The 14,627-nt window shown below is 42.8% G+C and carries 12 protein-coding genes and 1 riboswitch; of the genes, 3 read left to right on the top strand and 9 right to left on the bottom strand.

From position 1 onward, the window contains the following. Positions 1 to 50: 50 nt before the first annotated feature. The 8 genes from DC077_RS04160 to DC077_RS04125 form a co-directional block, all read right to left on the bottom strand. On the bottom strand, positions 51 to 1,007 hold the full coding sequence (locus DC077_RS04160) for an ABC transporter substrate-binding protein (RefSeq protein ID WP_109200771.1): 957 nt from the start codon (positions 1,005 to 1,007) through the stop codon (positions 51 to 53). A 195-nt stretch (positions 1,008 to 1,202) separates the two neighbouring features. Then, the gene (locus DC077_RS04155; RefSeq protein WP_109217841.1) at positions 1,203 to 3,161 is read right to left on the bottom strand and encodes a TonB-dependent receptor plug domain-containing protein; all 1,959 of its coding nucleotides are present in this window, start codon (positions 3,159 to 3,161) and stop codon (positions 1,203 to 1,205) included. A gap of 18 nt (positions 3,162 to 3,179) precedes the next feature. Next, a riboswitch (cobalamin riboswitch) is annotated at positions 3,180 to 3,289 on the bottom strand. A gap of 270 nt (positions 3,290 to 3,559) precedes the next feature. Further along, complete coding sequence (locus tag DC077_RS04150; protein ID WP_109200773.1) at positions 3,560 to 4,582, bottom strand: FecCD family ABC transporter permease; 1,023 nt, start codon at positions 4,580 to 4,582, stop codon at positions 3,560 to 3,562. 13 nt (positions 4,583 to 4,595) lie between these two features. After that, on the bottom strand, positions 4,596 to 5,330 hold the full coding sequence (locus DC077_RS04145; RefSeq protein ID WP_109217840.1) for an ABC transporter ATP-binding protein: 735 nt from the start codon (positions 5,328 to 5,330) through the stop codon (positions 4,596 to 4,598). Positions 5,331 to 5,343: 13 nt separating this feature from the next. Then, the gene (locus DC077_RS04140; protein WP_109200775.1) at positions 5,344 to 6,297 is read right to left on the bottom strand and encodes a TonB family protein; all 954 of its coding nucleotides are present in this window, start codon (positions 6,295 to 6,297) and stop codon (positions 5,344 to 5,346) included. Positions 6,298 to 6,309: 12 nt separating this feature from the next. Continuing rightward, the gene (locus DC077_RS04135) at positions 6,310 to 7,227 is read right to left on the bottom strand and encodes a hypothetical protein (protein WP_109200776.1); all 918 of its coding nucleotides are present in this window, start codon (positions 7,225 to 7,227) and stop codon (positions 6,310 to 6,312) included. A 79-nt stretch (positions 7,228 to 7,306) separates the two neighbouring features. After that, positions 7,307 to 9,283 (bottom strand): UvrD-helicase domain-containing protein, encoded by a 1,977-nt coding sequence (locus DC077_RS04130; RefSeq protein ID WP_109200777.1) that lies wholly within the window; start codon positions 9,281 to 9,283, stop codon positions 7,307 to 7,309. A gap of 236 nt (positions 9,284 to 9,519) precedes the next feature. Further along, entirely contained in the window at positions 9,520 to 10,494 is a 975-nt protein-coding gene (locus DC077_RS04125) for a KpsF/GutQ family sugar-phosphate isomerase (RefSeq protein WP_192874916.1), read from the bottom strand. A 368-nt stretch (positions 10,495 to 10,862) separates the two neighbouring features. Between DC077_RS04125 and DC077_RS04120 the strand changes: the two genes are divergently transcribed. Continuing rightward, entirely contained in the window at positions 10,863 to 11,105 is a 243-nt protein-coding gene (locus tag DC077_RS04120) for a glutaredoxin family protein (protein WP_109200779.1), read from the top strand. Positions 11,106 to 11,180: 75 nt separating this feature from the next. After that, positions 11,181 to 12,851 (top strand): DNA repair protein RecN, encoded by a 1,671-nt coding sequence (gene recN / locus DC077_RS04115; protein WP_109200780.1) that lies wholly within the window; start codon positions 11,181 to 11,183, stop codon positions 12,849 to 12,851. Between the two features lie 2 nt (positions 12,852 to 12,853). Here recN and DC077_RS04110 read toward each other — a convergent pair whose 3' ends face one another. Then, the gene (locus DC077_RS04110) at positions 12,854 to 13,300 is read right to left on the bottom strand and encodes a DNA polymerase III subunit chi (RefSeq protein WP_109200781.1); all 447 of its coding nucleotides are present in this window, start codon (positions 13,298 to 13,300) and stop codon (positions 12,854 to 12,856) included. Positions 13,301 to 13,504: 204 nt separating this feature from the next. Between DC077_RS04110 and tgt the strand changes: the two genes are divergently transcribed. Then, complete coding sequence (gene tgt / locus DC077_RS04105; protein ID WP_109200782.1) at positions 13,505 to 14,626, top strand: tRNA guanosine(34) transglycosylase Tgt; 1,122 nt, start codon at positions 13,505 to 13,507, stop codon at positions 14,624 to 14,626. Position 14,627: the final 1 nt, after the last annotated feature.

The following is a 14,627-nucleotide window of genomic DNA, read 5'->3' as shown; positions in this document are numbered from 1 at the left end:
GTCGATAAAGCGGCTTAGTCTACCATATTTACCGACTTTGCACCTGAAAATTAATGGGAAAGTTCCAGTGCTGTCTCCGCCTCAATCCCATATACTAAATCGGCAAAGAGTGCCGCTAATTGCTTCATCGCAGCAACAGAAGGGATCTGTGTATAAAAACCAAAGATCTCATAAACATGTTGATGTCGCACTGCCTCTACGCTAGAGAGAAACTCCCACTGTGGCGAGATCTGCTTCACGATTAACTCATCTCGCATCAAGGAGGTATCATCAACAGCACCATTGAGAATAAAGATCCATTGCGGATTGAGGATTGAGATCGCTTCTCGCGTTAACTCCGGTGCATTGAGAGACCCTAAATAGACATTACGCATCCCAAGCGTCTCTAGTAACTCACCATGAAAACTCCGCCCTGCCGCTAACTTTGGCAGGATTTTTACAGCATTATCACCATAGTTATAGAGAATCAAAACTCGAGGTTTTTCTTCAACTTTCGACTCTAATGGAATTAAAGAGGCAAGTTGATCTTTAAGCGTCTGTGAATGGATCTCCATCGCCCCTTCGCAGTAGTGACCAATCTCCTGCTTAGCAGCTTCAATCTCCTCAATTGTATCGAGGGCATAGACTCGATTTTTAATTCCCAAAGAGGTTAATCGCTCCGAAATAGGATTACTAACATTTCCTTCCAGAAAGACAATATCGGGCTTTAATGAGATCACCTTCTCTAAGTTAAGATCAAAATAACCCCCAATAATTTCTCGCGTCTTTGTTGCGGGTAATCGATCGTAGCGGGTAGCCCCCACAATATGATCCTCTAGCTCCAACTCCACCAACATATCACTTAATGCAGGAGAGATAGAGACGATTCTTTGACAATTGAGGCTCTCTCCTTTAGGAATCGACATAGTTGTGGCATGAGAGTCGATCGACAAGTTGAAGAAAATAACCCCTAAAAGGGTAAGGTGAACTGCAAGCTTCCTAATCAAAACATTAAGCATTCGTACCATTAACGCTTCCTTATAATCAACTATCTATCAACTCTCTACAATCTATATTTATATCTGTAATCTACGCATTGATCAAAAAAGTGCTATTTCAACTTCGAAATAGCACTTTCCGATGCTCTATTTTAGGCATAAAAAATGTTTTTTCGCCACTCTTTCTCAATAAAGCTAGCGTAATACCACTTATAAAACAGCAACCTAAAGCGAAATATTGACCCCAAGGTAAGCTGCTCTTCCCTTTTCACGATAGCCACGCGCAAATTCATAATCCTTATTAAAGAGGTTTTGGATCTTTGCATCCACCTCAAAGGTCTTATTGATTTTGTAACTGCCGGCGATGTCAAAAAGAGCAAAAGAGTCGAGTTTTACATTGGGCTTACCATAAACGCCATCTTCTCGTTGACTATAATAGATAGCTGATGCGTTAAGCGTTAAATTATGAATAGGTTGATAAGTCACATTCGCTGTAATTTGATGCTTGGGGCGTCGCAGCATCTGTTGGTAACGACCATTCGCTTTTTTCTCTTTTGCATTTAGATAGGTATAGCTACCAGATAGAATCCATTGATCATTTAGCTCCACTGAACCTACGAGCTCAAAACCCTTGATCCTTGCACGATCAAGATTAACATAACGATTTTTTTGATAATCAATCATATTTTTATAGTTTGTATAAAAATAGTTAAGACTCAAAATACTACTCACTGTTGGACGAAGCTCTAATCCTATATCATAGCCTCTGCTTGTTTCTGCTTTTAAATCAAAGTTCGGTTCCACATAGGGCTTACTACCAAAAGCTTGATAAATAGTAGGTGTTGTAAATCCTGTTCCGAAACTCCCCTTAACAGCAAGCATCTCATTGATGTTATAACGAGAGGTTAAACGGTAAGTGGTTTTACTTCCAAAAATAGAGTTTTTATCGTAACGAATCCCAACGGTATTGAAGAATTTATCTGCAAAATCGAGTGATTGCTCTACATAGAGACTCTTGGTATTTTGAGAATGATCTAAACGACTAGTATCGGATCCTTTATCATGATGATACGCGACGCCAAAACGAGTTGTAAAATCTTTATAAAAGCTTAATTCATTATCAAAATTAACTGTCTGAGTTTTTCCTCTAAAACGAGAATGACTAATCTTCTCCCCAATTTTAACAGGGATTGTTTTCATCCAGTCAGGATCTGTTGGCTTCCAGTTAGGATTAGGGTCATATCTATTAACATCTTCCCCCGAATAACTATCTCGATCTAAATGTAATACACCATATGAGAACGTTGAGTTCCAACGATCCTCAAAAAATGAACCATTAAGCGCTACTCTTCCTGTAAAAATTTTCGATCTGTTATAGTCATTGTAAGGCGTTACATTGTATAAGTTATCGAATTCATCATAACGATTGTTATAGGTGAAATCTAAATCGACATCTAAGTTATCATTCAAAATATAATTAAAACGCCCTGATAATTGGCGGTTTTTATTTCGATCTTTATCATAATCATTCTGAGGCTTATTAGGTCTATCTGTAGTCACATCGATACCACGAGTATTATAGAAAAGCCCACTTAAAGAGTAACGCAGATCACCTACGGCACCTGTCGTTGTTGCCCCAATTTGAACTGTTTCATGTGATCCTGCCATAATACGAAAACGAGTGCCGGGATTATTGAGATCATTAGTAAAGATCTGAACAACCCCTCCCATCGCTGAGCTTCCATAGAGCGCACTTTGAGGACCTTTTAATACCTCAATACGATTAACATCTAACAACTGCCCTAAAAGCGAGTAGTTAAAATTATGATCGGTTCCCATCGGATCAGATACCGGCACACCATTAATTAAAAGTAGCGTATTACTACTTCCTCTTAAATATAGAGTGCTTGGACCGCTATAGCTATTTTGACTCAAAATGACACCGGGCTGATGAGCAAGTGCCTCAACTGCACTATTATATTGCCGTGTTTGAATCTCCTTTTCTGTAATAACGATACTCTGCGCTCCTACTTCACTAAGTTGTGTCGCTCTTTTATTGGCAGTAAAGATAATCTCTTCATCATTACTGTCGGTTATGATCTTATCTGCAAGTGCGGGAGTTAATAGAAAGGATGAAATAAGAAGAAGTGCCGGAGCACCTTTATTAGAAAAAGGGGTATTCATATCTGCCTCTTAAACCTCGAGAGTTGTAGACGCTAGGTGGTATCTGACTTCTGTCGCATGACATCACAGTGGCGGGTCCGTGAGGGATTTTCACCCTGCTTCCCAAAGCCTAGCGCTTAATGTTAATAAAAAATATTAAAAGTATTGCTAAAGATCTCAACCGATCATCAAAACGAAATCGTATCGATCCTTCAATCTGCCGGAGATAGTATCAGCAAAGTTATCTGGAGATGCAAAAAATTAATGAGGGCATTAATCTTAAAATCGATCCGGATCCCTTTTGCACCGCTACTACCACCCATCCATTGTTTTCAAATAATATTAAAAAATGCCTCAAAATAATTAATCCCGAGAAATATAGGCTTGATATGTAACTCAATACCTTAAATACCTTAAACTTACCCGTTACGAGGCGGCTTTATAAAACGCTCCTGCCGACTGCCCTTGAGAAGAAGATAGAGAAAAAAGGGCGCCCCTAAAAGAGCGGTGATCACGCCCACCGGAATCTCCGAAGGTCGTAAAATCACAGATCCTATAGTATCGGCGACAACTAATAACCCGCCCCCTAAAAAGATGACGCCCCAAAAGAGATAACGATGATCACTACTCCCTAATATTCGCTTCACCAGATGAGGAACTACCATACCAACAAAGCCTATCGGCCCGGCAATAGCCACAAAAACAGCAGCCATTAAACTGACAATAACAAAGAGAACTTGCATCACACGTATTGAATCGACCCCTCTTGAGAGCGCAACAGCTTGGCCTTGTTGTAGCAGATTGAGAGGAACAAGATAACGAAAGATAACAATAGCCGAGAAGAGCGTAATCGATAACAACTGCCATAGATCATTCAGAGAGATTAAGGAGAGGCGCCCCATCATCCAACTCATCATTGCTAATGCCGAAGAGGAACGTCCTAATGCTTGTAGCAACATCAAAAGACTTGAGATAAAGAAGGTTAATATGACCCCCATCAGCAGAAGTTTAATGGGAGAATGTCCTGTTCGAAAATTAACCTGATAGATAATCACCATAACAATTAGCGCTCCGATAAAAGCGGAGATAGTCAGGCCGGTAATAATCCCCAAAGAGAAAGAGAGCCCCCAATAGATATAGATTGCCGCCCCCAAGCTTGCCCCTGCGGCAACACCTAAAGTAAAAGGCTCTGCCAGAGGATTACGTAAAATCGCTTGCAAAACCAAACCAGCGAGTGCAAGCCCGGCACCAATCAACCATGTTGCAACAGCTCGAGGAAACCGCAACTGCCAAAAAATCTCACTACTTTCCCCCCAAGGAAGGAGAAAGGTTAATCCAAAAGAGGGTGTGATCATTAAAAGGAGAAGACTCAATAGCGCTAAAAAGAGCAACTTGTAACGGATCTGCCGACGAAGATGATCAATCTCTAATAGTGGGATCATACGCTTATCCTCCCTAGAAGTAACGTCGTTTCTCATCATGAATTACCTCTTGGAAATCGTAATCGAAGAGCGATTTTAGCAGTGATCGCGATAAAATATCCTCTCTAGCCCCAAAGGCTAATACGCGCCCTGTCTTCAATGCCAAAATATGGGTATAAAGATCCAACATGTTGAGATCATGAGTGATCGAAAGAATTGTCTTATCCGCATCGAGAGCGATTAGCTGATTCATCGTATCGCGATGCTTTGGATCGAGCGCCGCACTCACTTCATCTAATAAAATAATCGGCGTCTCTTGCGCTAATGCTCCCGCCATATAGACCCGTTGCCGCTCACCACCACTCAATGTTGCTAATTTTCTGCCGGCAAATTGAAGGGCATCACACCGCAATAGCGCCCTTTCTATAATCTTCTGATGATCCCCTCCGGTTAAAGCATGAGGATAGCGACTTAATTCACACCATTCCCATGCGGTGATCTCCTCTTCAATCTGCTGCTGTTGTGCAATATAGCTCACCTGTAATGCCCGCTCTCTCAAAGAGAGTTGCTCAATGGGAGAGCCATTAATCTCCAAATGGGTATACCTTGTCGGAATTGCAGAGATTAAAGCTTTTAAGAGGGTACTTTTACCGGCACCGTTAGGACCGATAATTGCCATCTTCGCCCCTTTAGGAAGAGAGAAGGTGATATCAGAGAGAATCTTTTCTCCCGTAGACAACATGGCAGTTAATGCCTCAACTCGTAACATTTTGTCTCTAGCCCTAACGTAATTGAAATCGGATCGGTTTTAGTTTAATCGTTTTTTGGGGAAGTGTTTTAATATTGCTCTTTTTCAGTGCTCGCTCTACAGATGCCTTTGCACAGCGATCAAGTCGCGGATATCCCGAACTCTTAACAAGCACCACCTGAATCTCCGCCCCTTTTGCTTGCAATATTAGCTCGACCACACCCTGTTCGCCGCGTCGCTTTGAAGCTTCAGGATAACAGCCCTCAATATGTTGAAGTATTGAATTCATCAAATCTTGTGCAAATTGATCACCGCTACGGCCTTCATGGGCAGCATTAGCTGTCACAGGGGCCTCTTGGGCGGTAGAAGTACTCTTTCCCATCGAGTCTTGAGGTTTTCTTTTCGCTTGTATCTCTTCAAGATTTTTTCGATCTACTTTTTTCCGCTCTGCATCTTTTCGATCTAACTTTGGAGAATCTGGCTCTTTTGCCTCCACGCGCTCTACCGGTCGCTTATTAACTTCATGCTTCTCTTCTCGCTTCCTCTCAAACCCCGACTTATTGGGATTCTCAATAAGGATGGGTTCTGCCGGCATTAACACTTTTAACGCCTCTTCCTGAATCACCTGCTCCTCACTTGGGGCTTTTGCGGCGATGATAGTAAGTTTACTCCTAGATAAAACTTCCGAGACAGAATCTGTGGCTAAATCGATATCTGCGATATCTAAATTCAAATCTAAAAAAGAGATTTTCTCCACTTCAATCTCACTCTCTACACCCCTTTCTACCTCTTCTACTTTAGATAGTGGCAAGGCCACGGCATCACTACTTAATAGCTGCACAGAGAGATATGCTTGCCCTTCAGCTACCCCCGCCTTTTGAGCTAAGTTCAGTTGATCTGATCTAAAGGCAATCAACAACAAAAAGAGCATACCACCATTAAAAAGCAGAGAGAGAAAGAACGCCATTGCAACCATCATCCGTCGCATCTGCTCTCTCCTTTAATAAAAGAGAGATTGAAATAGCTGATAATCTTGTAGATACCGTATTCCGCTCTCAATTTGAAAAGTTTGGTAAGTTAAATAACCCCAAACCAATAGACTCAATAGCCACCATAATAGCGCAAGGAGAAAAAAGAGATAGTGGATCATCTTCCCACAAAGCGCAAAGAATCCTCTCGTAAAAATCGGTCGCCAGCGCTCCTGAGGAGAATCGATAGTAGGTAGAAGAAGTGGGAAGATGAGCATCAAAAGATGTAAAGTAGCGAGAAGCTGAAAACGCCAGGCACCTTTCTCTAATAGTAGAATCCAATTAGCCGGCACAATATGTGCAAAGTGATCCCCATTGGGTGACTCAGAGAAACGCTTGATCGCAGCTATCATCTGTAAAAAATTAGTCTCTACGATCGTATTAGTCAGCGTTAAGATCAATTCCATAGCTGCAAGGTAGAAGAGAATGAGAGGAAGAAGCGAAAGCCGCCTCAATGTAGCGGAGAGATTGCTCCCCCGAACTCGTAAAAGATAGAGATAGCCAAAACTTAAGAAAAAGAGCATCACAACGACTAAGTAGAAGTTTCGCTCTAATATCAGTGCCGTAATCCCTCGGAGAAGACGTTGTGGCGATTCAATAACACCCGCGTAATGATAGAGAAAGAGCGCAAATAATGATAAGGCTAAAAAAGAGAGCCCAAAGTATCCTTCAATAAAACCTCTTCGCCCAATAGGCGCTGTGAGATGATGTGTCACACCACAGAAAAGTTGATGAAACCACTTCTCAGCTGAGGATTGTGCATCCCCGCGTACAGCGCTTTTAACGCCCCCGTTAACACTTCCTCCTGCAACACTCTTTTTAGTATCTATTTTGATCTCTTTTCTGACACTTTCTTGGCGATTTTCTTTGACGCCGATACTCTTCTCCATAAAATCCCCCGTGGCCTCTGTCGCCCTTGTTGCTCTTATTGCTCTTGTTTCTCTTGTCGCACTTCTCTCAGATCGGCGCTTATCGTTCTAATCCATCGAGCATGGCCTGTAATCCAGCAAGTGTATCTGCCGTATTTTGGCGCTGAACCTCTTTTGAGGGCATCTTACCATCGGTATACCAGATAATATTCTCTTCCGGTAACTCCTCTAAAAAACGACTCATTTTACAAGATTCCCACTCACCATAACGTCGTCGTTGCCGGCAGAAGGTGATCTCCAATTTTTGACGCGCCCGTGTCACTCCGACATAGAAGAGTCGACGCTCCTCTTCAACCATATCGCTATCGATACTATTTCGATGTGGAAGAAGATCTTCCTCTAAGCCCACCATAAAGACATAAGGAAACTCTAATCCCTTGGCGCTATGGAGCGTCATTAGCGTCACGGCATCCGCCTCCTCCTCTTCACGCTGGTTCTCTAAAATAGAGATTAGAGTTAGATGAGAGAGAATATCGCCCAAGCCCCCCTCTTCACCGGAAAACCACTCTCTTAAGGCATTAACACTATTGATTTTTCGCTCAAAAGCCTTGGGAGAAGTGGCTTGATCCCGAAGATGCTCTTCATAGCCGATCTCGGTAATCAGCTTATCAAAGAGCTTCTCTACCTGATTCTCATAACGACTTAATGCCCGAATCTGCGCTGCAAATTGAGCACATTTATGACCTGCTCGCCCGATATAGCTCGCCAAATGGGGATGCTCTAATGTCTCAAAGAGTGAGAGTCGATGCTCGGCAGCAAATTCAGTAATCTTCTTCAAAGTTACAGCTCCAATCTCCCTTTTAGGGACATTGATTACACGCAAAAGTGAAGGATCATCTGCAGGGTTACTGATCAATTTAAGATAGGAGAGAAGATCCTTAATCTCTGGCTGTTGAAAGAAGCTTGTTCCCCCCACAACCTTCACCGGCACTCCGCGCATTCGTAGAGCCATCTCAAAGATCCGTGCTTGATGATTACCCCGATAGAGAACAGCAAAATCGCTATAGCTTGCACGATTTAACATCACATGATGCACAATAGTTGTTGCAACATATTCACTTTCGGCCTCTGCACTCTTAAAGTCACGAATTTCGATCTTCTCCCCATCCCCTAAAGTAGACCAGAGTGCTTTTTCATAAATATGAGGATTGAGCGAAATAACATGGTTAGCTGCTTTTAAGATATGACCGGTTGAACGATAATTTTGCTCCAATTTGATCAATGTTAAATTGGGAAAGTCGAGTCGCAGCTGATGGAGATTCTCAGGTCTTGCTCCGCGCCAGGCATAGATCGACTGATCATCATCTCCAACTACCGTTAAGTGGTGTTGATCGCCAATGAGTAGCTTTACCAACTCATATTGGCACATATTGGTATCTTGATACTCATCGACAAGAAGATAACGAATCTCTTTTTGCCAGTAATAGCGCACATCGGGAAATTTTTGCAACAGCTGTAGAGGCAGAAGAATAAGATCATCAAAATCGATCGCATTATAGGAGAGAAGCTGTGTTTGGTAACGATCATAGAGCTCCACTAAAGAGCTCTCAAACGGATCGAGCGCAGCATTACGGAGCGCTTCTAAACTCTGCAGATCATTCTTCCAAGAGGAGATACGGTCTAACGCTAAACGAATACTCTCAGCATCACTCTCTAATAGCGACTCCATCAACTGTGTACTATCTTTCTGATCATAGATCGAAAATCCTGGACGAAGCCCTAGCAATTTCCCATGCTTTTTTAATATAGAGAGCCCTAAAGTATGGAAGGTAGAGACGCGCACCTTACGGCCTCGCTCCTTTCCCATTGTCCCGATTAAGCGATCAGACATCTCTCTTGCCGCCTTATTGGTAAAGGTGACCGCAAAAATTGAGCGCGGATCATAATACTCTTGCTCTACAAGATATTTGATCTTTTCGGTAATTACACGAGTCTTTCCTGAGCCGGCACCGGCTAAGACCAATAGCGGCGTTCGCGTATGTGTCACCGCACTTGCCTGTTCTGGATTGAGTTTCATCGCTCTCCCTTCAACCTTCTCGCTTCTACTTACTTTCCCACTTATCTAAGATCTCTCAAATCTCTCAGTTCTCTCAATCTTCAGCGCTAATTTTTTGCCATCGATAGCGCAATGATCGAAATGAGAAAGCGTTTCTCATCAATATCCTGATCTAACATCTAATATCTATCTAATACCGAATACCTGATGCCTGATACCTGATACCTGATACCTGATACCTGATACCCGACCGATACCTAAATTACACGCGCTTGAAGAAGATGATGCATATTGATAACCCCAAGTACTCGACCCTCTGCCACAACAGGAAGGGCTGTAATTCGCTTTGTCTCCATAAGATGAACGGCATCTACCGCTAATGCATCTGGGGCAATAATATAGGGTGTGCGTGTAATACAGTCGCCCAATGTTAATTCATGGATATCTCGACCTGTCATTAAAGAGCGACGTAGATCCCCCTCTGTAAAGACCCCTAAAAGCATCTGATCTTGATCTACCGCAACAGAGACCCCGAGTGGTTTTTGTGTCATTGCAAGAAGCGTATCTGTTAATGCCGTGGATTCAGGAAGTGCTGCTAACTCCTCAAAAGGCGCCATAATATCGGCTACACGCAGAAGTAAGCGACGCCCCAATTTACCTCCGGGATGAGAGAAGGCAAAATCTTCCGAGGTAAATCCTCGCATCTCTAGCAGCGTTACTGCCAAAGCATCTCCCATCGCCAGTGCTGCTGTGGTACTCGCGGTCGGGGCTAAATTGAGCGGACAAGCCTCTTTTTCAACCTGCACCAAGAGATGGTAATCTGCCGATCGAGCTAATGTCGAATGCTGATTCCCTGTCATTGCAACTAATGGAATGTTTCTCCGTGAAAGAATCGGCAAAATCGCAATGATCTCATCGGTCTCGCCGGAATTTGAGAGCGCAAGAACCACATCATCTTCGGTAATCATTCCAAGATCGCCATGACTTGCTTCTGCCGGATGAAGAAAGAAAGAGGGCGTTCCTGTACTTGCCATCGTTGCCGCAATTTTATTTCCAATATGCCCTGACTTACCCATTCCTGTCACAACAATGCGACCCTGACACTCCTTCAAGCGTTCACAGATCTGAAGAAAATTATCATCAATCTCTGATTGCAGGGCTAATACCGCTTCAGCCTCAATCGTTAAGACCTTCTTTGCTCGAGAGATATAATCTTCACGCTCACTTTTCATTAACATATCCTTTCTTAGCGTCTATTCAATTAGTGGCAAAATAGTGCCTCATAAATGGAGACAATTATAACTGATTCCGCTCCTCTTATTTTCCCAATTTCAACTTTTACCCATTATCAAGGTCAAAGAGAAGTATAAAATTTAAATGTTGAGAGACTGGGAGATTGGGAAATTGGGATATTGCACATGTTACAAATATGACAAATATTGACAACATTACAAACATTACAAATATTACATTTAAGCAATATTTTTATTGTCGTTTGAGCGATGATTGAGTAAACTAAGCATCAATTATCGCGACCAATATCGCGATGCTCAATTATTCAGATCACCATTGGCATAAATTATAGAAGAGTGTAATTAGTATGGCGAATCAAACCCACAACGTAGTGCTCTATAGCACCTTAGATTGTCAACTCTGTGAGGCGGTAGAAGATCGTTTACAACAAGAAGGGATCTCGTATCAATATATCGATATTGTTCATGATGATGCATTAGTTGAAGCTTATGGCTGGTTTATTCCAGTGATTCAATGGCAAGGAGAGATCTATAAAAGTCCTCTCGACCTCGATGCCATCATCACCGCTATTCAAAATAGCGCTAAGTAATTTTCCCAACAATATCCCGAACAACTTTCCCAATAACTCTCGAAATAACAGCCATAAACGGCTAAGGAGATCGCGATGCTAATTGACCTCTATGTAAAAAACTTTGCCATTATTGAGGAGCTACAGCTCGACTTCTCCCCTAATTTAACGGTGATCAGTGGTGAAACAGGTGCGGGGAAATCTTTAACTGTCGATGCCCTCTCAATTGTGTTAGGCGGGAAGGCAGATAGCACAATGATCTATCAGGGAGAAGCCCAAGGTGAGGTGATTGCCACCTTCGATATCTCCAAGATTCCAAGAGCGAAAGCGTGGCTTACTGAAAATGCCATCGGCTTTGATGATGATCTTTGTATTTTACGCCGCGTTATCTCAAGCAGTGGTCGTACACGCGGTTTTATTAATGGCCGTGCAATGCCTCTCCATGCTCTTAAAAGTATCGGCGAGCGTTTAGTCGATATTCATGGGCAACATGCTCACCAATCCTTAACACGAGCAAATGCACAACGCCATCTTGTCGATCAATATGCCGGTTGCCTTGATGAAGTAGATGAGTTAGCGATCTTTACTCGCGAGATGCAGACGTTAGAGAGTAAACTCAATGAACTTAAAAATCGTGATGAGAGCACACAAGATCGGATCAATTTTCTAAAATTCCAACTTGCAGAATTTAAGAGCATCAAGCCGCAAGAAGGGGAGTGGGAAGCGATCAATGAGCGTTTCGATCACCTTAATAATTTTGAATTGAGAATTGCCGCATTAGAGGAGGCGATCAACTATCTAAGTGATGATGAGTATGGCATTACCCGAAAATTAGCTCAGCTTGAACAATCATTACAGACAATTGAAAACTTTGATCCTAGCGTTAAAGATATCAAGGAGATGATCGATAATGCTCTTATCCTCTGCAGTGAATCGGAGAATGAACTCAATGCGAGAATGGATCATGAAGGCTTTGATCAAGAAGAGCTGCGTCAAGTTGAAAGCCGTATGCAGGAGCTCAATAGCCTAGCACGGAAACATCGTATTGACCCTATCAACCTCTTAACAAAGCAACAAGAGCTCGAACATGAGCTTAGTACGCAAGATGTCTCTGAAGAGGTAATTGAAGAGCTTGAGCAGAAGATTTCACAGATGAAAATCCGCTGGCAAAAGATGGCAGATGAGATCACCCAAAAGCGGCTTGAAGCGATCGATGAACTCAATCTCAAAATTACCCAATCGATGCAAGGTTTAGCGATGGAAGGGGGGAAATTTGCCATCCATCTCCATCCAAATAATCCTTACCATCCTTATGGGAATGAAGCTGTTGAATTCAATGTTTCCGCCAATCCCGGCCAACCCCTTCAACCCTTAGGGAGAGTTGCTTCCGGAGGGGAGCTTGCTCGTATTAGCTTAGCCATCTCTGTAATTCTAAGTATGCGCTCTTCCCTACCGACTTTGATCTTCGATGAGGTTGATACCGGCGTTGGAGGGGCTGTTGCAGAGATGATCGGCCGCTATCTACAAGAACTCAGTATCGGGCGTCAAGTCTTCTGTGTTACCCATTTGCCTCAAGTGGCAAGTTTTGGCCATCACCACTTTGTTGTCGCTAAAAGCAAAGGGGAGAATAGTACAACAACCGCAATACGTGCGCTCGATGCCAAAGGGCGTATTGATGAGATTGCGCGCATGCTTGGCGGTGTAAAATTGACTGAGGCAACCTTCCAACATGCCAAAGAGATGATCGAGAGTAATCAGCCCCAGTAACACTACAACTTATGAGTCTGAATCTGAAAACCTAATTGACGATAGAGCCGATAACGATTTCGGCTCTCTTCCAATATTTGTGGATCTTGTGTAATCACCTCAAAAACACGAGGATAGAGCCCATTTTTAACATCCTCTGGAACAAAAGGATGAATATTAATAATCAAGGATCGATTAGGCATCGGCCACATCTTATCGGAGAGATAGATAAAATCAGCCTCATTAATATCATCTTCAGAGTTAATGACCGCATGAGGAAGAAAATCGATATTGGGAAGTTCCCACAATTTTCGATCTAAAAAATGGATCAGCTCCTGATTATCGCTATAGAGTAATGCCGGCTCTTCTGCTAGATAGGCTTTCTCCAATATCTTCAATAATAATTTCTGCCGCGCAGCTTCATTGCTTGTCGGTAAGACATAAAAGCTAACCTGTACTGTATGCCCCATATAACCCTTCTTAATTATCTCTCTTAGATAATATCCATTGATAAGCGATCATTCGCATCCCCCCTTTACAAGATCTACCAACACGATATTTTGCCGACGATGTAGGGGGTTATGTGCGATAATTCATTGCCCAATGAATATCTGCATTTCTTACTGTTTAGCGGTAAAATGATAGCATTAAAATTATGGAAAAATAAGGTAGCAATGAAATTTGAACTTTTAAAGACCGATGGCGCTGCTCGCCGTGGTCGAATTACTTTTGAACGTGGAACGATCGAGACCCCTATCTTTATGCCGGTCGGGACAATTGCCACAGTAAAAGGGGTGACCCCACAAAATCTTAAAGAGATGAATGCACAGATCATCCTCGGCAACACCTTCCATCTCTGGTTAAGACCGGGGCTAGATGTTATCCGCGCTCATGGGGATCTTCATGATTTTATGCAATGGGATAAACCGATCTTAACCGATTCTGGAGGGTTTCAGGTCTTCTCACTGGCCGAGCTTCGAAAAATTGAGGAGAAAGGTGTCACTTTCCGCTCTCCTTTCAATGGTGAAAAACTCTTTCTCGATCCTGAAAAATCGATGGAGATCCAACGTGTATTAGGATCTGATATCGTTATGGCTTTCGATGAGTGTACACCCTATCCTGCTACTTATGATGAGGCGAAAAGATCGATGGAGCTCTCCATGCGCTGGGCAAAGCGTTCTAAAGATGCTTTTGTTGCCGGCGAGAACCCCAATGCGCTTTTTGGCATTGTCCAAGGAAGTATGTATGAAGATCTTCGGGAACAATCTCTCGATGCGCTTCAAGAGATCGAATTTAATGGATATGCTATCGGTGGCTTAGCGGTGGGTGAACCTAAAGAGGAACGAGATCGCATCTTAGAATTCCTCGATCCTAAGATGCCTAAAGATAAGCCTCGTTATCTTATGGGTGTAGGGAAACCGGAGGATCTTATTGAGGGCGTTAAACGTGGCGTCGATATGTTTGACTGCGTCATTCCGACACGCAATGCTCGAAATGGCCATCTTTTTACCCGCTTTGGTGATATCCGTATCAAAAATGCTCGCTATGATCTCGATACGCGCCCCCTTGATGAGACTTGTAGTTGCTATACCTGTCAAAACTTTAGTCGCTCCTATCTCCGTCATCTCATCCGCACAAAAGAGCTCTTAGGTGCTCATTTAGCAAGTATTCATAATTTGCACTATTTCCTCTGGCATATGCAACAGATCCGCGATCATATCGATGCCGGAACTTTTGAGCAATATTATGAGCAGTTCTACAGAGAACGAAAACAGGTGGATGAAGAGGCGTTATAAT

This window comes from Ignatzschineria cameli (assembly GCF_003121895.1).
Lineage (GTDB): Bacteria > Pseudomonadota > Gammaproteobacteria > Cardiobacteriales > Wohlfahrtiimonadaceae > Ignatzschineria > Ignatzschineria cameli.
This window is presented reverse-complemented; position numbering and strand designations above follow the sequence as displayed.